The organism is Aeromonas sp. INTO2 (assembly GCF_049860605.1).
Taxonomy (GTDB): Bacteria; Pseudomonadota; Gammaproteobacteria; order Enterobacterales; family Aeromonadaceae; genus Aeromonas; species Aeromonas caviae.
Genome location: NZ_CP187588.1, coordinates 407,528 through 431,472 on the forward strand (window position 1 = coordinate 407,528; position 23,945 = coordinate 431,472).

Here is a 23,945-nt window from a genome sequence, read left to right on the forward strand (position 1 = left end):
GGCTCAGACCCGGTAGTAGTCCCGATACCAGCGGACAAAGCTGTCTACCCCTTCCTTGAGCCCGACACGGGGGCGATAGCCCGTGGCGTCAAACAACGAGCGGGTGTCGGCCCAGGTGGCGAGCACGTCGCCGGGCTGCATGGGTAGCATGTTGCGGATGGCCCGTTTGCCGAGGGCCGCCTCGATGGCATCCACGAAGTCCAGCAGCCTGACCGGGCTGCCGTTGCCGATGTTGAAGAGGCGATAGGGGGCCGGGCTGGCGTCCGGGGCCCCCTGCCAGTGGGCATCGCCCGCAGGGGGGATGTCTGAGATGCGCACTATCCCCTCGACGATGTCGTCGACATGGGTGAAATCCCGGCAGAGCTGGCCCTGGTTGTAGAGGTCGATGGGGTCGCCGTTCAGGATGGCGTGCACGAACTTGAACAGGGCCATGTCGGGCCGACCCCAGGGGCCGTAGACGGTGAAAAAGCGCAGCCCGGTTGTGGGCAGGCCGTAGAGATGGGAGTAGGAGTGGGCCATCAGCTCTCCCGCCTTCTTGCTCGCCGCATAGAGAGAGACGGGATGATCCGCCCCATGGGACGGCTTGAACGGCATCTGTTCGTTCAGCCCGTAGACCGAACTGGAGGAGGCATAGATCAGGTGCTGCACCCGGGTCTGGCGACACCCTTCCAGCACGGTGAGGTGGCCGGTGAGGTTGCTGTCGGCATAGGCGAAGGGGTTGTCCAGGGAGTAGCGCACCCCGGCCTGGGCCCCCAGATGGATCACCCGGTCAAACTGCTCGTGGGCAAAGAGCGAAGCCATGGCCGCGCGGTCCGCGAGATCGAGGTGTTCGAAGCGAAAGCCGGGTAGAGGCGTGAGCAGGGCGAGGCGCGCCTCCTTGAGACTCACCGCGTAGTAGTCGTTGAGGTTGTCTATCCCCACCACCTGATGGCCGTCGCCACAGAGCCTGCGCGCCACATGAAATCCGATAAACCCGGCGGCGCCGGTGACGAGGTACTTCATCGCTCCTCCTGATGAGCCAGGCTGTCGCCACGGCCGATGGCATAGTAGGTGAAACCGCGCTGGCGCAGACGGGCCGGATCATAGAGGTTGCGGCCGTCGAAGATGATGGCCTGCTTCAGGGTCTGGCGAAGCAGGTCGAAATCCGGTGCGCGGAACTGTTGCCACTCGGTGCAGACGAGCAGGGCATCGGCCCCCTGAAGGGCGTCTTCCTGGGTGTCGCACAGGAGCAAATCTGCCCGCTGGCCATAGAGGCGGGCGGCCTCGGTCATGGCCTCGGGGTCGAACGCCTGCACCTTGCCTCCTGCCGCCCAGATCGCCTCCATCAGCACCCTGCTCGGGGCTTCGCGCATGTCGTCGGTATTGGGTTTGAAGGCGAGTCCCCATAACGCGAAGGTGCGCCCCGACAGACTGGCACCAAAATGGTGGTGCAGCCGGGTCATGAGCCTGTGCTTCTGCGCCTCGTTGACCTGCTCCACCGAGCGCAGCAGGGGGGTCTCGCACCCCGCCTCCTTCGCGGTGTGGATCAGCGCCCTGACATCCTTGGGGAAGCAGGATCCGCCATAACCGCAGCCTGGGTAGATGAAGTGGTGGCCGATGCGCGGATCGGCACCGATACTCTTGCGCACCTCCTCGATATCGGCGCCCAGGGCTTCGGCCAGGGTGGCCATCTCGTTCATGAAGGAGATGCGGGTCGCCAGCATGGCGTTGGCGGCGTACTTGGTCAGTTCGGCGCTGCGTGCATCCATCCGCAGGATGCGGTCTCGCTTGCGGTTGAAGGGGGCGTAGAGCTCCTCCAGCAGGGAGAAGGCGTGATCGGAGTCGGTGCCGATGATGATGCGATCCGGCCGCAGGCAGTCGGCGACGGCGGCGCCCTCCTTGAGAAATTCGGGGTTGGAGACCACGTCGAGCGGAAGGTCGAGACCACGGTCGGCGAGGCGCTCCGCAATGTGTCGCCGTACCCGGCTGGCGGTGCCGACAGGCACAGTGCTCTTGTTGACCACCACCTTGCCCCCTTGCATCAGGCGGCCTATGGTGTCCGCCACCGTCATTACCTGATGGAGGTCGGCAGACCCGTCCTCGTCCGGCGGCGTTCCGACCGCGATGAAGATAAGCTCGGCAAACTCCACCGCCCGGGCCGGGTCTGTGGTGAAGATCAGGCGACCGGCCTGATGGTTGCGCTGCACCAGGGGGGCGAGACCGGGCTCGAAGAGGGGAATGCGCCCCTCTTTCAGGCCCGCGACCTTGTCGGCATCCACATCCACGCAGGCCACCTTGTGACCCATCTCCGCCAGTACGGCGGCCTGAACCAACCCGACATAACCTATTCCGAATACGGTGACTCTCATCCGCTGTTGTTCCGCTGGCAGTGACAAGCGACTCATTCTAGAACGATTCGGGCGCGGGGGCAGCGGCCCGTTTCAGGTTTTTCAGCATCAGGCCGGCGGTGAGTGTGGGACATTTTGGTGCAAGGATTGTAACGCCTGGATGACGCGCACCATTTTGGCGCGTGAAGGGCGGGACTTGTGATCCATCTCACTCAAATTGGAGACTGTCGGCATAACGAAGCCCCGGTTAACGGGGCTCGCTCCGCCCGACGGGCGGCCAACACTCTCTTGCTTCGCGACTGGATACCTGGTTATGGACAACACTTCACGCTCTGCGCACCCGCTCTATGAGGATGTGCTCGCCTTGCTGACCGCAGCAGGCTTCGTTTCCCTCGGCATCTTCCTGTTCCATCAGGTCGGCCTGCTCACCGGTGGCACCGCCGGCCTGGCGCTGCTGCTGCAACAGGTGACCGGCATCAGCTTCGGCCTGCTGTTCTTCGCCATGAACCTGCCTTTCTATGCCCTGGCCTGGCTCAGAATGGGGCCGCGCTTCACCCTCAATACCTTTGCCGCCGTGGCCACCGTCTCCTTCATGACGGATCACCTCAACGCCGTGCTGCAAATCGGCAAGATCGAACCCGTCTATGCGGCGCTGATCGGCGGCACCCTGATCGGCATGGGGCTGCTCATCATGTTCCGCCACAAGGCGAGCCTGGGGGGCTTCAACATCCTAGCGCTCTTCATTCAGGACAGATGGGGTGTGCGGGCAGGCAAGCTGCAAATGGGGCTGGATTGCGCCATCGTGGTCGCCTCTTTCTTCGTGGTCTCCCCCTGGCTGCTGGCGCTTTCCGTGGTGGCAGCCATCATCTGTAATCTGGTGTTGACACTCAATCACAAGCCGGGGCGCTACCAGATAGCCTGATGTGTCCAGGGGATTACCCTGCTGGTCAGCCCAGGGCTGGATACCGCAAAAAGACAGAGCGCCTGATGGCGCTCTGTTGCTATCTGCCCCCGGGTGTCACACCACCATGGGGACGCCGCTCTCGGGGTGGTGGATCACCTGGGCGGGGTAGTCGTAGAGGCGCGCGATGAGCGCTGGAGTCAGCACCTCGCCTGCGTTGCCGTCAGCCATCAGCCTGCCCTGCTCCAGCATCACCAGCCTATCGGCGTAGCGGGCTGCCAGATTGAGGTCGTGCAACACCACCAGCACGGCGGTGTTGCGACCGGCCAGCGCCCGGGCCATGGCGAGCAACTGGTGCTGGTATTTGAGATCCAGCGCCGAGGTGGGCTCGTCCAGCAGCAGCAGCCGCGCTTGCTGCGGTTCCTCCGGGGCCTGCCAGATCTGGGCCAGCACCCGGGCGAACTGCACCCGTTGACGCTCCCCGCCGGAGAGGCCGGGATAGAGGCGGTTCGCCAGATGGTCGACCCCGGCGTGGGTCATGGCGGCGCGGACTATTTCGTCACGCCGGCTGGCAGGCTCGCTGTGGGGCAGCCGACCCATGGCCACCACCTCTTCGCACAGGAAGGGGAAGCTCAAGGAGGAGCTTTGCGGCAGCACACCGACCCGGTGTGCCAAAGCGTTGCCGGCCCACCCCCTGCGGGTCTGGCCGAACAGGTGGCTCTCCCCTTCATGTTCCAGCTCGCCGGTCAGGCACTTGAGCAGTGAGCTTTTGCCCGCCCCGTTGGGGCCGAGCAGGGCGGTCAGGCTGCCGGCATGCAGGTCGAGATCCAGGCTGTCCAGGATAAGCCGGTTGCCACGACTGAGGCGAAGACCCCGGCAACTGAGCAGGGGGGAGGGGGATCCGGGCAAGGTGGCGATCTCCTGTTACAGGGTTCGGCGGCTCTTGACCAAGAGCCAGATGAAGAAGGGGGCACCCAGCAGGGCGGTGATGATGCCGACCGGCAGCTCGGCCGGAGCGAGCAGGGTGCGTGCCAGCATGTCGGCCCCCAGCAGCAGGCCAGCCCCCAGCAGGGCAGACAGCGGCAACAGGCGGACATGGTTGGGACCGGCCAGCAGCCGTACCAGATGGGGAACCACCAGGCCGACAAAGCCGATCATGCCCGCCACGGCCACCGCCACGCCGACACCGGCAGCGGTGAGCAGGATGAGGCGACGCTTCAGCGTCTGCACGTTCACCCCCAGATGCCGGGCCTCTCCCTCTCCCAGCAGCAGGGCGTTGAGGGGATTGGCATCGCGCATGAACAACAGCAGCAAAGCGGCCAGGGTCAGCAGCGCCAGCGTCACATCGACCGGCTTGCCTGCCGCCAGGGAGCCCATCTGCCACAGGCTCAGGTTGCGCAGCATCTGATCGTCGGCGAGATAGGTGAGCAGTCCGATGACGGCGCCGGAGAGCGCCGTGATGGCCACCCCGGCCAGCAGCATCACGGTGACCGAGGTGCCCCCTTCTCGGGTACCCAGCAGATAGACGAGGGTGGTGGTGAGGGCTCCGCCGAGAAAGGCGAGCAGGGGCAGCAACCCCAGGCCGAGCAGGCTCTGCAGGTGCGAGCCCAACGGGGCGAGCAGCACGATAGCCAGGGCCGCGCCGAGTGCCGCCCCGCCCGACACCCCTATGATGCCGGGGTCTGCCAGGGGGTTGCGAAACAGTCCCTGCATGACGGCGCCGCAGAGGCCGAGAATGCCCCCCACGGCGATGCAGAGCAGGGTTCGTGGCAGACGGATCTCCTGCACGATCAATAATTTGTGAGCCTCAATCCCGCTCTGTGGTCCGGCAAACAGGGCGCGCAGGCTCTCACCAAGGGAGAGGGACATGGGGCCGGTCGCGAGGGACCCGACCAGCAGCAACGCCAGCGCGCAGCCGGTCAGGGCGAACAGCCAGGGCAGAGGCAGGCGCATCAGGAACCCTGCTTGATCCACTGGGCGATCTGGTTCGCCTGTTGCAGGGAACGAAGGCTGAGGCCCCCTTGCAGGGCATGTCCGTCGATGGCGTGGATGGCCTTGTTCTTGCCTGCCGGGGTGGCTGACAGAGCCGGCACCTGGCTCAGGACGGCGTCGGGATCCTGATACTGCTGCCAGTCGCGGCCGCTCACCAGCACCAGATCAGGTTGCAGCTCGATGAGGGATTCGGTGGAAACGGGCTTGTAGTCGTGGAGCCCAGCCACCGGATTGACGCCGCCCGCCAGGGTGACGAGGGCGCTGGCGGTGGTGTTGCCGCCAGCGATGCTGGTGGGCTGACCCTTGTGCAGCAGCAGGAAGGCGACCTTGAGGGGCTTGTTCTGCTTCGCCTGCGCCGCCAGGGTGTCGCTCTGGGCGGCAATCTCCTCCTTGAGCTTGCTCCCTGCCGCCTGGTCACCCAGGAGATGGGCCAGGGTATCGATACGCTCGTTGAGGTTGGCCAGCGTAGGGGCTGTGGCCATGACCTCGACCTTGACGTTGGCACGGCGCAACTGATCAAGCGTGCTGTTCGGGCCCATCTCGTCGCTGCCGACCACCAGGGTCGGAGAGAGGCTCAGGATCCCTTCGGCGGCGAGGGCGCGGTGATAGCCGACCTTGGGCACGCCTCTGGGCTCCGGACTGCTGACATCGGTGGCGACCAGGCTCTGCTCGCCCCCCAGCGCCAGGATGAGTTCCGTGGTGGCGGGGCCTATGCTGACGATACGCTCCACCGCCATGACGGATGGGGAAGAGAGGGAAAGGGCACAGCCGAGCAGGCTGAATGCGAGGGCAATACGACGGCCCATGCGAACCTCCGAAGGGTGAATGAAATAGGGTTGCCGCCGAGAATATCAAGTCGTCCATCAAAATGCACTGAGAATGAAATCGATTATCAATTGCGTTACTTGGGGCGCTTTATTACAGTATCCGCCGCGACACCGAGCACCATCGCCAGATCATCCAGGGAGAACCGATGAGCATTGCACAACGCATTCACGCGCTGCTGGAGCAAGACCCGAGCGCCCACCCGTCCACCCTCGCCACCGAGCTGGCCGTCAGCGAATGGGAGGTGGTACGCCATCTGCCTGCCGCCCTGATGACGCAAGTGCCGGCCGTGGAGGCCGAAGCCCTGCTGGCGGACCTGTCCAGCTGGGGTCAGGTGACCACCATCGTCGAATCCGATGGCTCCATCTTCGAGGTGAAGGCTCCCTTCCCCAAGGGCAAGAACGCGCGCGGCTACTACAACCTGATGGGGCGGGACGGCGAACTGCACGGCCACCTCAAGCTCGACAACGTGGCGGGCATCGCCCTGGTCAGCAAGCTCTTCATGGGCAAGGAAGGTCACTCCTTCCAGTTCTTTGGCCACAGTGGCCGCTGCATTTTCAAGATCTACCTGGGCCGGGACGAGCAGCGTCAACTGCTGCCTGAGCAGGTGGAGCGTTTCATGGCCCTGCGCCGTCAGTATCAAGAGGAAGTGAAAGCATGAGTGAACGTCAGGAGCGCCTGCAAAACCGCCTGCAACCGGAGATCCGCGAGTTCCGCGACGGTTGCCGTACCCTGCAGCTCGCCACTGTGGATGGCGAAGGCAACCCCAATGCCAGCTATGCCCCCTTCGTGCTGCAGGAAGATGGATACTATGTGCTCATCTCCGAGATAGCTCGCCACGCCCGCAACCTGCAACAGGTGCCCAAGGTATCGCTGATGCTGATCGAGGACGAAACCGGTGCCCGCGAGCTGTTTGCCCGCAAGCGTCTGACCTTCGATGCGGTCGCCGAGGTGGTGGCCCGCGACGACGCACGCTGGGAGAAGGCCGTTGCGGCGCTGGAAGGGCGCTTCGGCGAGATAGTCAAAGGGCTCTCCAACCTCAAGGACTTCGTGCTGTTTAGGCTCAAGCCCGAGCAGGGACTGTTCGTTAAGGGATTCGGTCAGGCGTTCCGTGTCTCCGGCGACGAGCTGGTGGACTTCGTTCACCTGGTGGAAGGGCACAAACGCATCGACAATGGCGCCGAGCTGACCAGCCCGGCGGATGAACCCGTTTGAGGGAACAATTAGCGAGATGAGAAACGGGCAGCCTGGGCTGCCCGTTTTGTTGTTATGTCCCGGGTTACTCCTGCCAGCCTGCCTGGTTGGGGAAGGCATCGCGATCGACCTGGCTGGCGCTCTCGTTGCATTCTCCGCGGATCTTCCAGGAGGTCTGGCTGAGGACGATATAGCCGCTTCGGCAATACTTGCGCGTGGCCAGCATCTGGGTGAGCTGCTCGTCCTGCAGGGCTTCCCGGCGTTCCAGCAGGCTCTTGTCGCGGCGGCTCAGTCGGTTGTCATCTCCCTCCTGCAACCGGGTGGGCAGGACGTCGAGAGGGGCGGCCTCGAAGGTGAAGCGCTTGCTCCCGTCGTCGCTGATATGGGTGTGGAACAGGGGGGCCGGGCCATCGGGTGCTGCCCCCGGCAAGCCGGAGCAGGCGGTGAGCGCCGGTAACAGCAGCGTGAGGGCAACGGCAGAGAGTAGACGCACACAAGACTCCAATCGGGTGTTCACATCAGGACGGGCAGCTTAACACGCCCGCTCGGGTTAAATGGTGGCCAGCAGCTCATCCGTCGTGAGCAGGGTCACGCTTCTGCCTTGAGGCAGGCTCAGATGCTGCCACATGAAGTGGTGGTGCTGGATGATCTGCTCCGCACTCAGGTGCGGCCTGTCCGCCGTGGTATGGGCGTCGGTCACCGCAAAGGCGTCAAAGCCCCTGGCGGCGGCGCTGCGCAACGTGGTATCGACGCAAAAGTCGGTGGCACAGCCGCAGATAAGCAGTCTGTCTACCGACTGCTCTGCCAGCAGGAAGCCGAGCTCGGTATCGAGAAAGCTGTCACAGGCGGTCTTGCGCACCCGGCTGTCGTGGGGAGACGGGGCCAGATCGGCGTGCAGTTGCCAGCCCGCACTGCCAGGTTCCAGTTCGGAACCCGGTTCGTCGTGTTGCACATAGATGACCCGTCCGTGTTGGCCCCGCACGCGATCGGCCAGACGATTGATGTTGGCGATGACCTGGGCATCCTGATGGCGGGGGTTATCGAACAACCCCTGTTGCATGTCGATGACGAGTAACACATCCATATGAAATCCTTGGGCTATTTTGAGGGTTGCAACCATTGGCTGCAGTCACGGCTTCGGGATTGATGCAGTGCGCCCATATCTTGCTTCATTTCCTTTGCATTTAGCCAGCGTTCCGGCAGGGGAGCGATGTGGACCCTGACATCGGCGTCTCTCCCGGGGGCTGTCTCGTCATCGGTTTGCGGCACGATGAGTGCCACCTTGAGTGCCGGATTGCGGCTGGCGATGCGACTGGCGATCCCGAGTCCCCCCTCCACGTGGAAGTTGCCTGCGATATGCATGATGCGCCTGCCGGGATGCTTGCCCAGATAATCCACCATGCTTTCGGCCATGGTGTCGTCCCAGCTGGTCTGGGCGGCGAAGCGACGGGCGTTGCCGTCCGCATCCCCATGGTGCATGGAAGCCATGAACTTCTGGCGGTAGCCGTCATCCCCCAGAGTCAGCTCGCGGGCAAGCTGGCTGCGGCGATTGGCCGGCAGTTTGTCGAGCCAGGCCGATCCCTCCTGACCGACGCAGCTCACCAGAGGTTTGGGGGCATTGGCGGCAATCACTGGCAGGTGCTGCGCCTTGGCGAACTCCACCAGAGGGCGGTAATCACTCTGGTAGTTGGGCCAGGCATGGCCATCTCGAATGAGGGCCGATTCGCCGATGCGTCCGGCCAGGTAGGCATCCAGCACCGGCTGATCGGCGCGGCTGAACTGCTCCATGGAGAGCACCAGGGCCTGGCCATCGGCTTGCGACATCTCGTCAAGCCCTGCCAGCAGACGGGCCTGCAACAGATGGATGGCCGGGTGAGTGTGAAGCTCCCCCACCAGCACGATGTCGGCATCCGCCACCTGCGTCACCGCCTGCTCGAAGGTCAGCGCCTGCCCCTGGGCTGTATCGAGCCGAGCGTGATAGAGGGTCTCGGGTGGGGTGTTCTGTGGCGTGGTGGCGCAGGCGGCCAGCAGCAGGGGCAGGGCGAGCAGGGGGAGTCGTCGGATCATGGTTACTCACTCAAGAAACAGGGGATGGGAAAAGGCTGCACCATGGGATGGCGGCATGGCGAGCAAAAAGTGGCGCCAGTGTAAGGGGGAATGACGATAAAGCGAAATGAGAATGATTCACTTTATTATTGATCTTTGTCTCTGGCGGGGTAATATGCCTTCCGCTTGATAATAATTCTCAATAAGGACTTTGCAGTGGCGCACAACAACCCCCCCTCCCTGATAGCCCTCGCCGTGGCGGCCGGGCTGATCTCCCCCGCTTTCGCCGCAGACAAGAAAGCCGATGAAGTCATGGTCGTCAGCGGCTCCCGGATGGAACAGAAGCTGGAAGATGTTTCCGGTCCCATCGCCGTCATTACCTCGGCGCAGATTGAAGAGCAGGTCGTCAGCAACGTCGCCGATCTGTTCCGCTATGAGCCCGGGGTGAGCGTGCAGGGAGGCGCAGGAGATGCCCAGACCTTCACTATTCGCGGCATGAGCGAAAACCGGGTCAAGGTGGTGCAGGACGGTGTGCGCCAGAACGATGCCTACAAGAATGGCGGCGTGGGTCAGACCTACTTCGACACCGACATGATCAAGCAGGTGGAAGTGGCCAAAGGGCCGGCCTCAGCCGCTTACGGTTCCGATGCTCTGGGAGGCGTCATTGCCATCACCACCAAGGATGCTGGCGACTTCCTCAAGGGCCGCGACAGCTATCTGGATGCGACCACGGGTTATGCCTCCAGCAGCCACCAGAGAATGGCCGGCATCACGGGGGCGCTGCGCACCGGGGAAGTCGAGAACCTGCTGCGCTACACATGGCGCGATGGCGGTGTCACCCAGAATTATGACGGCGACAAGAACGAGTTCGACATCGTCAGCCAGGCCGTGCTGTTCAAGAGCAAGTGGAATCTCTCCGATGATCAGTTCCTGAAACTGACGGTGGATTACTTCACCGAGGGGCAGGATCCGGATGCCATCGTTCTGACCAAGGCGGGCTCCGTCTTCAACCAGCCCATTACCGACAAGGAGACCGACAACCTCTCCCTGGTACTGGATCATGGCCTCACCCTGAACGCCCCCTGGGCGGATCGCGTGGACAGCAAGATCTACTACAGCCGCGCCAAGCAGACCCTGGATCAGTACGCTTCGTCCAAGTATCCGGTCATGCCGGGCAACCCCTATGTGACCAAGAACTCCCTGGATCACAACGGTTTCGAGCAGGAGAGCCTGGGCGCCCAGGTGAAGTTCAACAAGGCGCTCGCCAGCCAGCGTCTGGCCTGGGGCCTGGAATACGAGCACACCGACAACGAGCGCACCCGCTTCAAGGGGCCGACCGTTCCGGGTGACTTCGTTGGCTACAACGAGCTGAGCTTCCCCTCCACCACCAGCGAGCGCAGTGCGCTCTGGGCCTTTGACGAGATCAAGTTCGGCGAGCGTTGGGTGCTGACCCCGGGCGTGCGTTACGACTACTACAAGATGACCCCGGACGAGGATCCCGCCTACACCGGCGAGAACATGAAGAAGATCTCCGAAGGGGAGTTCTCTCCCAAGCTGGGGCTGGTGTTCAAGGCGCACGAGGCGGCGAACTTGTTCGCCCAGTACAGCCACGGCTTCAAGGCGCCCATGTATGACAACGCCTTCTCCACCCTGAACCACCAGGCGTATGGCTATCGCATCGAGCCCAACCCGAACCTCAAGCCAGAGAGCAGCGACGGCATCGATCTGGGGGTGCGCGGCAGCCGTGGCGGGTTCAGCTATGAAGTGGCCACCTTCTACAACAAGTTCGACGACTTCATCGAGCTGACGGCCGTGGGCACCGAAGGCCGTACCGCCCTCTATCAGTACCAGAACCTGGACAAGGCGACCACCAAGGGGGCCGAGGCCAAGGCGGACTACTGGTTGAACGAGCTGGTCAACGTCTGGGGCAACCTGGCCTACATCGAGGGCAAGGATGGCGAGGGCAACTACATCAACAGCCTGAGCCCCCTGAACGGCAGCGTCGGGGTGCGTCTGGAGCAGCCGAACTGGAACATCAACACCGCATTGCGCTTTGCCGACGACATGGACAAGGTGGGCAAGGATGCGCGAGGCAACGACAACATCAAGAGCGCAGGCTGGGGCGTGGTGGATCTCTATGCCCAGTTCAAGCCGGTGCAGGACCTGCAGCTCAACGTGGGGGTATTCAACCTGTTTGACAAGGAGTACGTGAGCTACGAGAGCATCACCGGCCTTGCCGCCACCGCGGATACCAGCAAGCAGACCGAGCCTGGCCGCAACCTCAGTGCACGGGTCAAGTACGTGTTCTGATGGTCGTGGACCAGCATGAAGGAAAAGGGGCCCTCGGGCCCCTTTTGACATGAAGGTCGGCGTCTGCAAAAAAGAAACCCGCCAGGGGCGGGTGGAAGGATTGCAACACTCATCAGGAAGCGGTGTTACCCAATAGACAGGGGGATGTGACAAAGGTTCAACTTTATTGATATTTATGGTTTTTATCTGTCATGCCGCCTGGGGATCCCCGTCCCGAAATCGGTTATCATTTGTGCCCCTTGTCATGCAACCCGAGCCTCTATGCCCGCGTTCTCCTGGTTAGCCCTGTTTTTTGGCGCCTTCTACTTCGTTTATGGCGCCTATCTGCCGTTCTGGTCGCTCTGGCTGGAAGGCATCGGGGTGAGTACTGAACAGATAGGGTTGTTGCTGGGGGTGGGCATGGCCATCCGCTTTGCCGGCAACCTGATGGTGATGGGGCGAGTCAAGGGGGCCGGCCAGTTGCTGCCCGTCACCCGGCTGCTCTGTCTGCTGAGTCTGCTGGCCTTCCTCGGTTTCTATCTGGGCCACAGCCTCTGGTGGCTGGTGGTGCTGACCCTGGCGGCCAACTTCATCTACCCGACCCTGATGCCCATGGGAGAGGCGCTTGCCACCCGCATGGTGGTTCAGACTCACCTCGACTACGGCAAGGTGCGGCTGTGCGGCTCCTTTGCCTTTATCGTCGCCTCCACCCTGGTGGGGGCCCTGGTGGGCAACTTTGGCAGCGACTGGGTGCTGCACACCATGGTGGCCGGGCTGCTGATCATGCTGGGGCTCAGCCTGCTGCCGCTGCGACCCGCCCCCCGGGAGCTGCAAGGGGAGCGGGCCAAGGCCTCGCTGCTCGTCACGCTCAGGTCGGCCCCGGTGCGCCGCTTCCTGCTCATCACCGCCCTGCTGCAAGGGAGCCACGCGGCCTACTACGGTTTCAGCGCCATCTACTGGAAAAGCGCCGGCTACAGCGGCACCCTGATCGGGTATCTCTGGGCTCTGGGAGTGGTGGCGGAGATCGCCATGTTCGCCGCGGACAAGCGCTTCCTCCAGCGCTTTGGCGCCCAGACCCTGTTTCTGGTGGGGGCCCTTGGCTGCGTGGTGCGCTGGGTGCTGCTCGGCAGTTCTACCGATCTGGCGGTGCTGGTGCTCGGCCAGCTGCTGCACGGGGTCACCTTCTGCGTCAGTCACCTCGGCGCCATCCGCTTCATGACCCGCCAGTTGCCCGCAGAGCAGCAGATCCCCACCCAGGCGCTCTATGCTGCCCTGGGCCTTGGCATGACGGTGGCGGCCCTGATGGCGATCTGCGGCGTGCTGTTCGAGCCGCTGGGAGGCGGGATCTTCTTTATCATGGTGCTGGTAGTACTGCCGGTCTTCGTGTTGCGGCTGCGCGAAGAGAGCCCTGAACAGGGCCGATGACACAGGTCTGCCGGTCTCTGGCGCGGCAGGCCTCCGACTTATCTGGACAAGGGAAGTAGAGAGATGCACCAAGGATGGCTGCTGATCGGGTTGTCGCTCGCCTATCTGGGCTTGCTGTTCCTCATCGCCTATGTGGCGGACAAGAACAAGCGCCGTCGCCCCAAGGGGCAGCCTCTGCTCTACAGCCTGTCGCTGGCGGTCTATTGCACCTCCTGGACCTTCTTCGGCACCGTGGGCCAGGCCAGCGAATCTCCCTGGTCGCCAGTGCCCATCTACCTGGGCCCCATGCTGGTGTTCCTGTTTGGCTGGCGCTTGCTGGCCCGCCTCATCCTGGTGGCCAAGCGTGAGCACATCACTTCCATCGCCGATTTCATTGCCGCCCGTTATGGCAAGTCCCAGCGCCTGGCCATGGTGATCAGCCTCATCGCCGTCATGGGGATACTTCCCTACCTGGTGCTGCAGCTCAAGGCGATCGTCACCGGGCTCGATCTGCTGATGGCCAACAGCACGGGGGTCAGCCCCACCAGCAACATGGCGGAGCTGGCGCTGGGTGTCACCCTGCTGCTGGCCCTGTTCAGCATTCTGTTCGGCACCCGCAACCTGGATGCCACCGAGCACCACAGGGGCATGGTGGTGGCCATCGCCTTCGAGTCCGTGGTCAAGCTGCTCGCCTTCATGGCGGTGGGGGGCTTTGCGCTCTGGCTCATCATCGCCAGACCGAGCGAGGCGCGTACTCTGGTGGCGGGCGACTTCCTCGATGCGGTGGTGGCGGTGACGCCGGGCAGTCTGCTGGAGCTCGCCATCTACACCCTGATCGCCATGTGCGCCGTCATCTGCCTGCCGCGCCAGTTTCACGTGACCGTGGTGGAGAACAACCAGGGGCAGGATCTGCACTGGGCCCGCTGGATCTTCCCCCTCTATCTCTTCCTGATGGGGCTCTTCATCTGGCCGCTGGCGCTGGCAGGCAAGCAGTGGGTCGGGGCAGATATGGCCTCGGACACCTATGTGATAAGCCTCCCCATGTCCCTCGGATTCGACGGCATGGCGATGCTGGCATTTCTCGGCGGCACCTCGGCGGCCACCGGCATGGTGATCGTCTGCACCATCGCCCTGGCCATCATGGTGAGCAACGATCTGGTGTTGCCGGTCCTGCTGCGCCGGGTCTGGCAACAGGGGCGGGACGAGCGCCTGATGCGGTTGCTGCTGCAGGTGCGTCGGGGTGCCATCTTGCTGATTTTGCTGGCGGCCTGGGCGCTCTATCTCTGGCTCGGGGATCTCACCAGTCTGTCGCGCATCGGCTATCTCTCGTTCGGGGCCGTGGCCCAGTTCGCACCGGCCCTGCTGCTCGGCCTGTACTGGCGTCATGGCAATCGCAAGGGCGTCTATCTCGGGCTCGCCCTCGGGGTCAGCCTCTGGTTCGTGACCCTGCTGGCGGAGAGCGGACTGCTGGCTGGCTCCCCTCTCGAAGCCCTGCTGGCGCCCCCAGACTGGCCGGCGGTGCGGGATCTGAGCCTGGGGGCCTGGTGCCTCTTCCTGAGTCTTCTGCTCAACCTCGCCGGCTATGTGGCGGGCTCCCTGCTGTCACGGGCGGCGGTGAGTGAGCGGCTGCAGGCAGCCAACTTCGTCGGCAAGACGAGCCGGGATACCTCGGCGCTTTATCATGCACGGGTCTCGGTGAAGGAGCTGGAGATGCTGGCGGCCCGCTTCGTCGGTTCCAGCCGCGTCAAGCGGGCCTTCGGCCGCTTCGCGGGCGAACGGGGAGGCACCCTGGCGCCCCAGATGCAGGCCTCCGCCGAGCTCATCGCCCACACGGAGCGACTGCTGGCCGGGGTGTTCGGTACCTCGTCCGCCCGCCTGGTGCTGGCCTCTGCCCTGCAGGGGCGCAACATGCAGCTCGAGGAGATCGCCACCATAGTGGACGAGGCCTCCGACATGTTCCGCTTCAACCGCGGCCTGTTGCAGGGGGCAATCGAACACATGGGGCAGGGGATCTCCGTGGTGGACAGGGAGCTCAGGCTGGTGGCCTGGAACCGACGCTACATCGAGCTGTTCTCCTATCCCCCCGGTCTCATTCAGGTGGGCCGTTCCATCGAGGAGATCATCCGCTACAACGCCGGACAGGGGTTGTGCGGTCAGGGAGACATCGAGGCCCAGGTGGCGCGGCGGGTTGCCTTCATGAAGCGTGGCAGCCCCCATGTCTCGGCGCGGGAGCGTCCCGATGGTCGGGTCATCGAGATGCAGGGCAACCCCATGCCTGCGGGGGGCTTTGTCATGACCTTCACCGATATCACCCCGTTCAGGGCGGCGGAGCGGGTGCTGCGGGAAGCGAACGAGCACCTGGAGGCGCGGGTGGCCGAGCGCACCCACGAGCTCTCCGAACTCAACCGCCAACTGCTGCTGGTAAACCAGCAGGTGGAGCGGGCCAACCAGTCCAAGAGCCGGTTCCTTGCGGCGGTGAGCCACGACCTGACCCAGCCGCTGAACGCGGCCAAGCTCTTTACCTCCTCCTTGCTGGAGATGCTGCCCCCGGAGGACGAACCGGCCCGCATCGCTCGCCACATCGACGACGCCCTGGGGGCGACCGAGGATCTCATCACGGATCTGCTGGACATCTCGCGCCTCGAGGCGGGCAAGTTCAAGGCGAAGAAGCTCGATTTCGCCCTGAGCGATGTGCTGGACAATCTCAAGGCGGAATTCGGCGTGCTGGCCCAGGCCGGTGGGATCCAGTTCTCCGTGGTGGAGAGCCGCCTTGCGGTCTACAGCGATGTGCGCTTGCTGCGGCGGGTGTTGCAGAACTTCCTCACCAACGCATTTCGCTACAACCCCGGCGGTCGGGTGCTGCTCGGCTGTCGCCGCATGGGTGATAAGGTGCGCATCGAGGTGTGGGACAACGGCCCCGGCATCCCGGAGGGCAAGCAGGAGGCGATCTTCGACGAGTTTTCCCGCCTCGATCACTCCCGCACCGCCAGGGAGCAGGGGCTTGGCCTCGGGCTCGCCATCGCCCGCGGCATTTCGCTGGTGCTGGGTCATCAGCTCTCCCTGCGCAGCTGGCCCGGAGCGGGGTCCGTCTTTGCCATCACCCTGAACCTCGCGACCCGGCCCGTCATCCCCAGCCAGGTGACGACCCCGGCCCTGCGAGACAGTCAGCTGGAAGGGGTCAGGATCCTCTGCATCGACAACGAGGAGGATATCCTCATCGCCATGGCCTCGCTGCTGGGACGCTGGGGCTGCGACGTGCGCTGTGCCCAGAGCCTGGAGCAGGCGGAAGAGATCATCGGCGGCGGCTTCCTGCCTGCGCTGGTGCTGTCGGATTATCACCTGGATGACGGCAAGACCGGGTTGCAGGCGCTGCACATGATCAGGCTGGCCCACGGCAACGGTATCGGCGGCATCATCATCAGTGCGGATCGCAAGAGCGAGTTGCAGGCACAGATCCGTGAGCACGGCTTCGGCTACGTGAGCAAACCGGTCAAACCTCTCAAGCTGCGCGCCCTGATGAACAGCCTGCTGATGCCGGTTCAGTGACTGGCCTCACAGAATCGAGCATTGACTGAACATTTTCTGGATGCCATCCAGACGTCATGATCGACGATGATGATGCCTATTTCGTCGCCATTTTCCGGATTTGGTGATAATTGAGTCTTGCCGGGTGTCACTTTTGGCAGGTGGCACCCGGGCGACTCTCCTCTATAGTCATTCGGCGATTATTTTTGTCGCAAATCAAGTTGTGCAAAAAGGCAAACCGGATGAAAGTCCGGGACGCAAAGCTTCCGGTCTAAGGGTCTGCGTACCTAGGATAGCGGGGCCACCACAGGTTGTATCGTCCATGGGCCAAGCCATGGTTGCGATGTTGTCTGCGTTACCTGGCAGGTTGCGTTGCCTTTTTCGTTGTTAATTCCAATAACGAAATAAGGAAGTTCAAATATGTTAAGTCCAAAACTTTCCCTGCTGGCGCTTCTGGTCGGGGGGCTTTGCACTACCTCCGCCTTCGCCGCTGCCCCGGGCAAACCCACCATTGGCTCCGGCCCCACCAAGTTTGCCATCGTTGAAGTCAATCAGGCCGCTTCGGCCTACAACCAGCTGGTGACCGTCCACAAGGATGGCGCTCCCGTCAGCGTGACCTGGAACCTCTGGTCCGGTGACGTCGGACAGACCGCCAAGGTACTGCTCGACGGCAAGGAGGTGTGGTCAGGCCCGGCCTCCGCCGCGGGTACCGCCAACTTCAAGGTCACCAAGGGGGGGCGTTACCAGATGCAGGTGGCCCTGTGCAACGCCGACGGCTGCACCCTCTCCGACAAGAAGGAGCTGATGGTCGCCGATACCGACGGCAGCCACCTGGCGCCGCTCAATGCGCCCCTCAAGGAGAACAACAAGCCCTACGCCAACAAGTCCGGCAAGGTGGTGGGGGCCTACTACGTGGAGTGGGGTGTCTATGGTCGCAAGTTCACCGTGGACAAGATCCCGGCCCAGAACCTGACCCATATCCTCTACGGCTTCACCCCCATCTGCGGTGGCAACGGCATCAACGACAGCCTCAAAGAGATCTCGGGCAGCTTCGAGGCGTTGCAGCGCTCCTGTGCGGGTCGCGAAGACTTCAAGGTCTCCATCCATGATCCCTGGGCGGCGATCCAGATGTCTCAGGACAACCTCAGCGCCTGGGATGAGCCCTACAAGGGTAACTTCGGCAACCTGATGGCGCTCAAACAGGCCCATCCAGACCTCAAAATCCTGCCGTCTGTCGGTGGATGGACCCTCTCCGATCCCTTCTATTTCCTGGGTGACAAGACCAAGCGCGATACCTTCGTCGCCTCGGTCAAAGAGTTCCTGCAGACCTGGAAATTCTTCGACGGCGTGGACATCGACTGGGAGTTCCCGGGCGGACAGGGGGCCAACCCCAGCCTGGGCGGCCCGAATGACGGCGCTACCTATGTGGTGCTGATGAAGGAGTTGCGAGCCATGCTCGATGAACTGGAAGCCGAGACCGGCCGCCAGTATGAGCTGACCTCGGCCATCAGCGCCGGCGGTGACAAGATTGCCAAGGTGGATTATCAGGCGGCCCAGCAGTACATGGACCACATCTTCCTGATGAGCTACGACTTCAGCGGCGCCTTCGACCTGACGAATCTGGCCCACCAGACCAACCTCTTTGCCTCCAGCTGGGATCCGGCCACCAAGTACACCACCGACAAGGGCGTCAAGGCGCTGCTGGGTCAGGGGGTGACACCGGGCAAGATTGTGGTAGGGGCGGCCATGTATGGCCGTGGCTGGACCGGAGCGAAGAACTACCAGGCCGGCAACCCCTTCACCGGCACCGCTACCGGACCGGTGAGCGGTACCTGGGAAAATGGCGTGGTGGATTACCGCGACATCGTCAACAACCGCATGGGCGCAGGCTGGGAGCAGGGCTATGACGAGTCGGCCGAGGCCCCCTATGTCTTCAAGGCCAGCAGTGGCGACCTCATCACCTTCGACAACGACCGCTCGGTCAAGGCCAAGGGGCAGTACGTGCTGGCGAACCAGCTCGGCGGTCTGTTCGCCTGGGAAATTGATGCGGACAACGGCGACATCCTCAACGCCATGCACGAGGGGCTGGGCCACGGCGAGGGTACGCTACCGCCGGTCAACAAGCCGCCGGTTGCCAATGCCGGCAGCGATCTGAGTGCCACCGGCCCGGCCGAGGTGACCCTCAACGGCAGCGCCTCCCATGATCCGGAAAACGGGGCGCTGACCTACAGCTGGAAACAGGTCTCCGGACCCCAGGCCAGCCTGCTGGATGCCACCCAGGCCAAGGCCCGTGTGGTACTGGATGCCGTCAGCAGCGACATCAATCTGGTGTTCGAGCTGACCGTGACCGACGATCAGGGGCTCTCGGCCAAGGATCAGGTGGTGGTCACCAACAAGGCGCCGCAGCCGAACCTGCCCCCCGTGGTCAGCGTACCGGCCAGTGCGACCGTCGAGGCCGGCAAGCAGGTGAGCATCAAGGCCACCGCTTCCGACCCCAATGGTGATGCCTTGAGCTATCAGTGGACAGTGCCGGCCGGGCTCAGCGCCACCGGTCTGGACAGCGCGACCCTGGTAGTAACGGGCTCGAACGTGACCAGTGACACGGCCTACGATCTGACCCTGGTGGTCACCGATGGGGCGCTGGATGCCACAGCCGTTACCCGCCTGACCGTCAAGCCGGCCAGTACAGGTGGTGGCTGCGAGGCCAGCGATCCGGATGCGGCCAACCACCCGGCCTGGAGTGCAGGTACCGTCTACAACACCAATGACAAGGTGAGCCACAAGCAACTGGTGTGGCAGGCCAAGTATTGGACCCAGGGCAACGAGCCGAGCCGCACCGCCGATCAGTGGAAACTGGTGAGCCAGGTACAACTGGGTTGGGATGCCGGAGTGGTCTACAACGGCGGTGATGTCACCAGCCACAACGGCCGCAAGTGGAAGGCCCAGTACTGGACCAAGGGCGATGAGCCCGGCAAGGCCGCCGTCTGGGTCGATCAGGGCGCGGCGAGCTGCAACTGATCTGCCGTGATGAGAAATGGGGCCGAGGGCCCCATTTTTGTCTTGCTGCGTGGTTGGGTGTCTCTTCCCTGTCAGGGAAAAGGCGCACTTGCTTTGTCAAAAAGGCCCGTCAGGGCCTTTTTTCATGGTATATCACCGGTTCACAGCGGTTTTTGCCACAGGCTGAGCAGCAGATCCTGCTCGAGGGCGTCGGGCCCCTGGTGGGTGAAGGCGTGGCGCTGCTCGCCGCTGGCACGCCAGCCGAGGCGACTGGTCTCCAGAATGTGCTCGCGCAGGCCCTGATCCAGCGCCGTACTGAACTGGGCGCGTTGCTGGGCAACATTGACAAGCCCGGTGAGGGCGGGCCAACTCAGGGGATGTTCCATGCTCACCGGATTGAGGCTGACGCGCAATTGCCACTGATGGCGAGGGCCTGGCTGCACGTGGAGCAGATAGCCGCCCGGCGCCAGCCAGCTGACCAGGAGTTCCGTCTTGACCTTGAGGTCGTTGACCAGCAGCACCTGGGCCGTGCCAGGCAGCAGCGGGGCGCGCGCCGGGTCGGCGATGACGAACTGGCCTTCCGGTTGCGCCTTGTTGGCAGCGAAGATGGCATTCTTGGCCAGATCGAAACCGCCGACCTGCCAGCCGGGCAGCCGCTCAGCCAGGGCACGGCAGTAGTACCCCTCGCCACAGCCGAGGTGGACAAGCTCGCGCTCGCCAAGAGGAGCGAGCAGGTTCGCCATGGCGTCCACCAGAGGCAGCTGGTGGCCTTGTTCCAGGAAGCGGCGCTTGGCGCGCAGCAGGGCCCGGCTGTCGCTGTCCTTGGGGTTCTTCTTGCCGGGGATGAGGTCCAGATAGCCTTCCGGTGCGGGATCGAAGTGGTGCTTGTTGTCGCAATAGACCCCGCGGGAGGCGGCATGAAGGTGCAGGGGGCTGCGGCAAAGGGGGCATTGAAGGTGCATAGGAGTTCTCTTGGCGAAGGCCATGACGGCGGGGCGCTCGGGATTATAGGGGAGAGGATCGGAAAAGGCTGCCATGGGCAGCCTTTTTATCCAACGGCGCTGTGCGGGCGCCGTCGGCGGAACCCGGTCAGCGGGTACCAAACACCACTATGGTCTTGCCGTGGGCGGAGATGAGCTCCTGCTCTTCCAGCATCTTGAGGATGCGGCCGACGGTTTCACGGGAGCAGCCGACGATCTGGCCGATCTCCTGGCGGGTGATCTTGATCTGCATGCCATCCGGATGGGTCATGGCATCCGGCTGTTTGGCCAGGTTGAGCAGGGTCTGGGCAATGCGGCCGGTCACGTCCAGGAAGGCGAGGTTGCCGACCTTCTGGCTGGTGTGCTGCAGGCGTTTGGCCATTTGACCGGATAGACGCATCAGGATGTCCGGGTTGACCTGGATCAGCTGGCGGAACTTCTTGTAGGAGATCTCGGCGACTTCGCAGGCGCCTTTGGCACGTACCCAGGCGGAACGCTCCGGATTCTCGTTCTCTTCGAACATCCCCATCTCGCCCAGGAAATCCCCCTGATTCAGGTAGGAGAGGATCATCTCCTTGCCTTCGTCATCCTTGATCAGGACGGCGACGGTGCCCTTGACGATGTAGTAGAGGGTTTCCGCTTTTTCACCGGCGTGGATCAGGGTGCTCTTGGCGGGATACTTATGAATGTGGCAATGCGACAAGAACCACTCAAGGGTGGGATCGCTTTGCGGTTTGCCAATGATCATGAGACTTCCTCTGTAGTGTCATTTTTATGGACTGTGCGTCCAGGCAAGTTGCCAAGCTTGCCATTCCTTACTCTTTGGTCGCAGTAGAATAAGAGCCTTTGCCTGTGCTGACAAGGCTTTGGGGTTTTGCCGTCCACCGGTGAGCCGCCATCTGCTGCGTCGTCCGGGGCATTCTAGGCAAGAAGAGGAGGTCGGATGTTGATTTCGATCTATTTCCCTTTGGGTCGTCGTCCGTTTCGCAGGAGAGACTGCTGTCGCCACAAACGGGGCTTTATCGCCGGGAACGGGCAAGATCCTGGCGCATGTGCCACTCGACCCCGGCTTGAGGTATGCTATGGGCGTTAGAACCGTCGTCATTGAGAGGAAAGTGAGAGATGAAAGCCAAGGTCAGCTGGGTGGAAGGCATGAAGTTTGTGGGAGAGAGCGAGTCCGGTCATCAGGTGACCCTGGATGGCGCCAACCCGGGTGAAGGTGCCAGCCCGATGGAGATGATCCTGCTGGCTGTCGGCGGTTGCAGCTCCATCGATGTGGTCTCCATCCTGGAGAAGGCCCGTCAGTCAGTGACCGCCTGCCATGTCGAACTGGAAGGGACCCGCGCCGATACCGTTCCCCGGGTATTTGAGCAGATCCACCTCAAGTTCGTGGTGACCGGCAAGGGGCTGGCGGAGAAGCAGGTCGCCCGTGCGGTGGATCTGTCCATGGAAAAATATTGTTCAGTTTCCCTGATGTTGGAAAAAGCGGTAGAAATTACCCATAGTTATCAAATCCTTGAGGGTTGACCGCTATAGTTTGTCCCGTCGATAACGCCATGACATAAGGAAAGTGCGATGAAAAAAATGATGATGTTGCTTCCCCTGTTCGGTCTGGCCGCCTGCAGCATGCCGCAGCCGACCCAGTATCAATACAGCCAGTATCAGTGCGGGGAAGAGTTGCTGGCCATCACCTATGATGCCCAGGCCGACATGGTGCAGTTCCCTTATGCCGGTGTCTATCACAAGCTGGGGCGCATCGAGTCGCCCAAAGAGACTGCCAGCTATTCCGACGGGGTGACTACCTTCTCCCGTCAGGACAAGCAGGCCACCCTGGTCAAGAGCGGTGTGACCCAGCTGACCTGCGAGTTGAAGTGACCCTGATGCCGTCACGGCGTGCATGGAAAACGGCCTGCGTGAAGCAGGCCGTTTTTGTTGAAAGAGACATCAGTCTGACGGTAGCGAGCCCAGCAACTGGGCGGCCAGTTGCTGGCTAAGCTGGCCACGGGCTTCCTCTGCGACAGGCACGTCGCTGGCGAGCTGGATGGCGCTGCTCCATACAGCTTTCTGGCTATGCCCGTCGAGCAGCACGATGGCCAGGGTCCCCTTGCGGGCATTGGTGGCGGCGTTCAGGCCCGGTGTCATGCCGAGGCGGGAGAAGATCTCGCCATCGCTCATGTCCTGGCTGCCAGCTACCCCGATGGCGACCCAGACGTCGGCCTCATCCAGGGGAACGCTGCGCCAGCCTTTGCCGTCCAGCTGCCGGATGACGGCCTGCTGTACCGGCTCGAGCCAGGGCGCGGCGCTGTTGCCCGCATACTGGAATTGTTCGGCCAGCGCATAGCGTGGTGTCGCCCCGTAGGTCCAATGCTCCGCCGGGCGAACCACCATGGTGCCCGTTTCGACCGTCGGTGCGGCGGGGCCGGAGCTGCAACCGCCCAGCAGGGTTGCCAGCGTGAATGAGAGAAGTGCAGCGCGCATCGTTAAGCTCCTTGGCTCAGGTGATCTTGCCCGTTTCGATCAGTTGCTGGATCAGGGGGCGCAGGATCAGTTCCATTGCGAAGCCCATCTTGCCACCCGGCACGACGATGGTGTTCATCCTGGACATGAAGGCGCCGTCTATCATCGACAGCAGGTAGGGGAAGTCCACCTGCTTGATGCCCCGAAACCTGATCACCAGCATACTCTCGTCCAGGCTGGGTATCACCTTGGCGCTGAAAGGGTTGGAAGTATCGACGGTCGGCACCCGCTGGAAGTTGATGTGGGTGCGGGAGAACTGCGGCGTGATGAAGTTGATGTAGTCATCCATGGAACGCACGATGGAGTCGGTCACCGCCTCGCGGGAGTGGCCGCGTTCCGAGGTGTCGCGAATGAGCTTCTGGATCCACTCCAGGTTGACGATGGGCACCACGCCGATGAGAAAGTCCACGTGCCGCGCCACGTTGTGCTCCCCCGTGACCACGCCGCCATGCAGTCCTTCGTAGAACAGCAGATCCGTCTCGCCGGGCAGATCCTGCCAGGGGGTGAAGGTGCCAGGCATCTGGTTGAAAGGCACTGCCTCGTCGAAGCTGTGCAGATAGCGCCGGTACTGGCCGGTGCCGCTCTGGCCATACTCCTGGAAAAAGGACTCCAGCAGACCGAAGTCGTTGGCCTCCGGGCCGAAGTAGCTGATATGCCGCCCCTGCTCCCGGGCCTTGCGGATAGCCACGTCCATCTCGGGCCTGGTGTAGCGGTGAAAACTGTCCCCCTCGACCACGGCCGCCTTGTATCCAAGCTGGTGGAACATGGAGCGGAAGGCGTTGGTGGAGGTGGAAGTACCGGCACCGGACGAACCGGTGACCGCGATGATGGGATGCTTGGCGGACATAGAATTCTCTCTTCCTTGGGAGTTCCGTTATAAGGGGTGGCCCAAAGTGCGGTCAAGTGCGCCGTCATCCTCCCGCTGCCCCCACGCTTCCCGGCAATAGC

The 23,945-nt window shown here is 63.0% G+C and carries 21 protein-coding genes and 1 riboswitch; of the genes, 9 read left to right on the forward strand and 12 right to left on the reverse strand.

The window, feature by feature from the left end; all coding sequences use genetic code 11:
• Window positions 1–3: 3 nt before the first annotated feature.
• Both ACPW74_RS02020 and ACPW74_RS02025 read right to left on the reverse strand, forming a co-directional pair.
• Window positions 4–1,002 carry an NAD-dependent epimerase gene (locus ACPW74_RS02020; protein WP_279981804.1) on the reverse strand — a complete coding sequence of 333 codons (999 nt, stop codon included), beginning with the start codon at window positions 1,000–1,002 and terminating at the stop codon, window positions 4–6.
• A complete protein-coding gene (locus ACPW74_RS02025; protein ID WP_279981803.1) occupies window positions 999–2,348 on the reverse strand; it encodes a UDP-glucose dehydrogenase family protein in 1,350 nt (449 codons plus the stop codon). Before ACPW74_RS02025 ends, ACPW74_RS02020 begins: the two co-directional genes overlap by 4 nt.
• Before the next feature lie 292 nt (window positions 2,349–2,640).
• Here ACPW74_RS02025 and ACPW74_RS02030 point away from each other — a divergent pair, with 292 nt between their 5' ends.
• Window positions 2,641–3,249 (forward strand): YitT family protein, encoded by a 609-nt coding sequence (locus tag ACPW74_RS02030; RefSeq protein ID WP_039040037.1) that lies wholly within the window; start codon window positions 2,641–2,643, stop codon window positions 3,247–3,249.
• A gap of 96 nt (window positions 3,250–3,345) precedes the next feature.
• Here the strand turns inward: ACPW74_RS02030 and ACPW74_RS02035 are convergent, their stop codons facing one another.
• From ACPW74_RS02035 to ACPW74_RS02045, 3 genes are read right to left on the reverse strand one after another with little or no spacing between them, the layout of a single operon-like run.
• Window positions 3,346–4,137 carry a heme ABC transporter ATP-binding protein gene (locus tag ACPW74_RS02035; protein ID WP_257711308.1) on the reverse strand — a complete coding sequence of 264 codons (792 nt, stop codon included), beginning with the start codon at window positions 4,135–4,137 and terminating at the stop codon, window positions 3,346–3,348.
• A gap of 15 nt (window positions 4,138–4,152) precedes the next feature.
• Window positions 4,153–5,184 (reverse strand): FecCD family ABC transporter permease, encoded by a 1,032-nt coding sequence (locus ACPW74_RS02040; protein ID WP_279982299.1) that lies wholly within the window; start codon window positions 5,182–5,184, stop codon window positions 4,153–4,155.
• Window positions 5,181–6,026 carry a heme/hemin ABC transporter substrate-binding protein gene (locus tag ACPW74_RS02045; protein WP_119197366.1) on the reverse strand — a complete coding sequence of 282 codons (846 nt, stop codon included), beginning with the start codon at window positions 6,024–6,026 and terminating at the stop codon, window positions 5,181–5,183. Before ACPW74_RS02045 ends, ACPW74_RS02040 begins: the two co-directional genes overlap by 4 nt.
• A 167-nt stretch (window positions 6,027–6,193) precedes the next feature.
• Here ACPW74_RS02045 and hutX point away from each other — a divergent pair, with 167 nt between their 5' ends.
• Both hutX and hutZ read left to right on the forward strand, forming a co-directional pair.
• Window positions 6,194–6,706: a heme utilization cystosolic carrier protein HutX gene (gene hutX / locus ACPW74_RS02050; protein WP_425858529.1), complete on the forward strand. Its 513-nt coding sequence runs from the start codon at window positions 6,194–6,196 to the stop codon at window positions 6,704–6,706.
• Window positions 6,703–7,260 (forward strand): heme utilization protein HutZ, encoded by a 558-nt coding sequence (hutZ, locus tag ACPW74_RS02055; RefSeq protein ID WP_010673228.1) that lies wholly within the window; start codon window positions 6,703–6,705, stop codon window positions 7,258–7,260. The genes hutX and hutZ overlap by 4 nt, the downstream gene beginning before the upstream one ends.
• 64 nt (window positions 7,261–7,324) lie before the next feature.
• Here the strand turns inward: hutZ and ACPW74_RS02060 are convergent, their stop codons facing one another.
• Genes ACPW74_RS02060 through ACPW74_RS02070 form a run of 3 tightly spaced genes read right to left on the reverse strand, consistent with a single transcriptional unit; the run spans window position 7,325 to window position 9,306 of the window.
• Window positions 7,325–7,732 (reverse strand): hypothetical protein, encoded by a 408-nt coding sequence (locus ACPW74_RS02060; protein ID WP_279981801.1) that lies wholly within the window; start codon window positions 7,730–7,732, stop codon window positions 7,325–7,327.
• Between the two features lie 57 nt (window positions 7,733–7,789).
• Window positions 7,790–8,323, reverse strand: a complete 534-nt coding sequence (locus ACPW74_RS02065) for a cysteine hydrolase family protein (RefSeq protein WP_182957147.1) — start codon at window positions 8,321–8,323, stop codon at window positions 7,790–7,792.
• A gap of 14 nt (window positions 8,324–8,337) precedes the next feature.
• Window positions 8,338–9,306, reverse strand: coding sequence for a ChaN family lipoprotein (locus ACPW74_RS02070; RefSeq protein ID WP_279981799.1), 969 nt, complete (start codon window positions 9,304–9,306; stop codon window positions 8,338–8,340).
• Window positions 9,307–9,501: 195 nt separating this feature from the next.
• On the opposite strand from ACPW74_RS02070, the gene ACPW74_RS02075 reads away from it, so the two are divergent.
• The 4 genes from ACPW74_RS02075 (at window position 9,502) to ACPW74_RS02090 (ending at window position 19,521) form a co-directional block, all read left to right on the forward strand.
• On the forward strand, window positions 9,502–11,595 hold the full coding sequence (locus ACPW74_RS02075) for a TonB-dependent hemoglobin/transferrin/lactoferrin family receptor (protein WP_279981798.1): 2,094 nt from the start codon (window positions 9,502–9,504) through the stop codon (window positions 11,593–11,595).
• 261 nt (window positions 11,596–11,856) lie between these two features.
• Window positions 11,857–12,999 (forward strand): 3-phenylpropionate MFS transporter, encoded by a 1,143-nt coding sequence (locus tag ACPW74_RS02080; RefSeq protein ID WP_010673233.1) that lies wholly within the window; start codon window positions 11,857–11,859, stop codon window positions 12,997–12,999.
• A 63-nt stretch (window positions 13,000–13,062) separates the two neighbouring features.
• Window positions 13,063–16,524: a hybrid sensor histidine kinase/response regulator gene (locus ACPW74_RS02085; protein ID WP_425858530.1), complete on the forward strand. Its 3,462-nt coding sequence runs from the start codon at window positions 13,063–13,065 to the stop codon at window positions 16,522–16,524.
• 201 nt (window positions 16,525–16,725) lie between these two features.
• Window positions 16,726–16,812: riboswitch (cyclic di-GMP riboswitch) on the forward strand.
• Between the two features lie 111 nt (window positions 16,813–16,923).
• Window positions 16,924–19,521 carry a glycosyl hydrolase family 18 protein gene (locus ACPW74_RS02090; protein ID WP_425858531.1) on the forward strand — a complete coding sequence of 866 codons (2,598 nt, stop codon included), beginning with the start codon at window positions 16,924–16,926 and terminating at the stop codon, window positions 19,519–19,521.
• Window positions 19,522–19,661: 140 nt separating this feature from the next.
• Here the strand turns inward: ACPW74_RS02090 and ACPW74_RS02095 are convergent, their stop codons facing one another.
• Both ACPW74_RS02095 and crp read right to left on the reverse strand, forming a co-directional pair.
• Window positions 19,662–20,462, reverse strand: coding sequence for a putative RNA methyltransferase (locus ACPW74_RS02095; protein ID WP_041211190.1), 801 nt, complete (start codon window positions 20,460–20,462; stop codon window positions 19,662–19,664).
• A gap of 127 nt (window positions 20,463–20,589) precedes the next feature.
• Window positions 20,590–21,228 (reverse strand): cAMP-activated global transcriptional regulator CRP, encoded by a 639-nt coding sequence (gene crp, locus ACPW74_RS02100; RefSeq protein ID WP_010673237.1) that lies wholly within the window; start codon window positions 21,226–21,228, stop codon window positions 20,590–20,592.
• Window positions 21,229–21,602: 374 nt separating this feature from the next.
• Between crp and ACPW74_RS02105 the strand changes: the two genes are divergently transcribed.
• Window positions 21,603–22,007 (forward strand): OsmC family protein, encoded by a 405-nt coding sequence (locus ACPW74_RS02105; RefSeq protein WP_010673238.1) that lies wholly within the window; start codon window positions 21,603–21,605, stop codon window positions 22,005–22,007.
• 48 nt (window positions 22,008–22,055) lie between these two features.
• Entirely contained in the window at window positions 22,056–22,355 is a 300-nt protein-coding gene (locus ACPW74_RS02110; protein WP_010673239.1) for a hypothetical protein, read from the forward strand.
• A gap of 69 nt (window positions 22,356–22,424) precedes the next feature.
• Here ACPW74_RS02110 and ACPW74_RS02115 read toward each other — a convergent pair whose 3' ends face one another.
• The gene (locus tag ACPW74_RS02115) at window positions 22,425–22,958 is read right to left on the reverse strand and encodes a hypothetical protein (protein ID WP_324062762.1); all 534 of its coding nucleotides are present in this window, start codon (window positions 22,956–22,958) and stop codon (window positions 22,425–22,427) included.
• Between the two features lie 16 nt (window positions 22,959–22,974).
• Window positions 22,975–23,844, reverse strand: a complete 870-nt coding sequence (locus ACPW74_RS02120; RefSeq protein ID WP_010673241.1) for a phosphoribulokinase — start codon at window positions 23,842–23,844, stop codon at window positions 22,975–22,977.
• Window positions 23,845–23,945 lie beyond the last annotated feature (101 nt).

Bases quoted from the DNA above. Each gene is read 5' to 3' on its own strand.
- ACPW74_RS02020 (WP_279981804.1), bottom strand. From the start codon at position 1,002: ATGAAGTACCTCGTCACCGGCGCCGCCGGGTTTATCGGATTTCATGTG.
- ACPW74_RS02025 (WP_279981803.1), bottom strand. From the start codon at position 2,348: ATGAGAGTCACCGTATTCGGAATAGGTTATGTCGGGTTGGTTCAGGCC.
- ACPW74_RS02030 (WP_039040037.1), top strand. From the start codon at position 2,641: ATGGACAACACTTCACGCTCTGCGCACCCGCTCTATGAGGATGTGCTC.
- ACPW74_RS02045 (WP_119197366.1), bottom strand. From the start codon at position 6,026: ATGGGCCGTCGTATTGCCCTCGCATTCAGCCTGCTCGGCTGTGCCCTT.
- hutX (WP_425858529.1), top strand. From the start codon at position 6,194: ATGAGCATTGCACAACGCATTCACGCGCTGCTGGAGCAAGACCCGAGC.
- hutZ (WP_010673228.1), top strand. From the start codon at position 6,703: ATGAGTGAACGTCAGGAGCGCCTGCAAAACCGCCTGCAACCGGAGATC.
- ACPW74_RS02065 (WP_182957147.1), bottom strand. From the start codon at position 8,323: ATGGATGTGTTACTCGTCATCGACATGCAACAGGGGTTGTTCGATAAC.
- ACPW74_RS02070 (WP_279981799.1), bottom strand. From the start codon at position 9,306: ATGATCCGACGACTCCCCCTGCTCGCCCTGCCCCTGCTGCTGGCCGCC.
- ACPW74_RS02080 (WP_010673233.1), top strand. From the start codon at position 11,857: ATGCCCGCGTTCTCCTGGTTAGCCCTGTTTTTTGGCGCCTTCTACTTC.
- ACPW74_RS02085 (WP_425858530.1), top strand. From the start codon at position 13,063: ATGCACCAAGGATGGCTGCTGATCGGGTTGTCGCTCGCCTATCTGGGC.
- ACPW74_RS02090 (WP_425858531.1), top strand. From the start codon at position 16,924: ATGTTAAGTCCAAAACTTTCCCTGCTGGCGCTTCTGGTCGGGGGGCTT.
- ACPW74_RS02095 (WP_041211190.1), bottom strand. From the start codon at position 20,462: ATGCACCTTCAATGCCCCCTTTGCCGCAGCCCCCTGCACCTTCATGCC.
- crp (WP_010673237.1), bottom strand. From the start codon at position 21,228: ATGATCATTGGCAAACCGCAAAGCGATCCCACCCTTGAGTGGTTCTTG.
- ACPW74_RS02105 (WP_010673238.1), top strand. From the start codon at position 21,603: ATGAAAGCCAAGGTCAGCTGGGTGGAAGGCATGAAGTTTGTGGGAGAG.
- ACPW74_RS02110 (WP_010673239.1), top strand. From the start codon at position 22,056: ATGAAAAAAATGATGATGTTGCTTCCCCTGTTCGGTCTGGCCGCCTGC.
- ACPW74_RS02115 (WP_324062762.1), bottom strand. From the start codon at position 22,958: ATGCGCGCTGCACTTCTCTCATTCACGCTGGCAACCCTGCTGGGCGGT.
- ACPW74_RS02120 (WP_010673241.1), bottom strand. From the start codon at position 23,844: ATGTCCGCCAAGCATCCCATCATCGCGGTCACCGGTTCGTCCGGTGCC.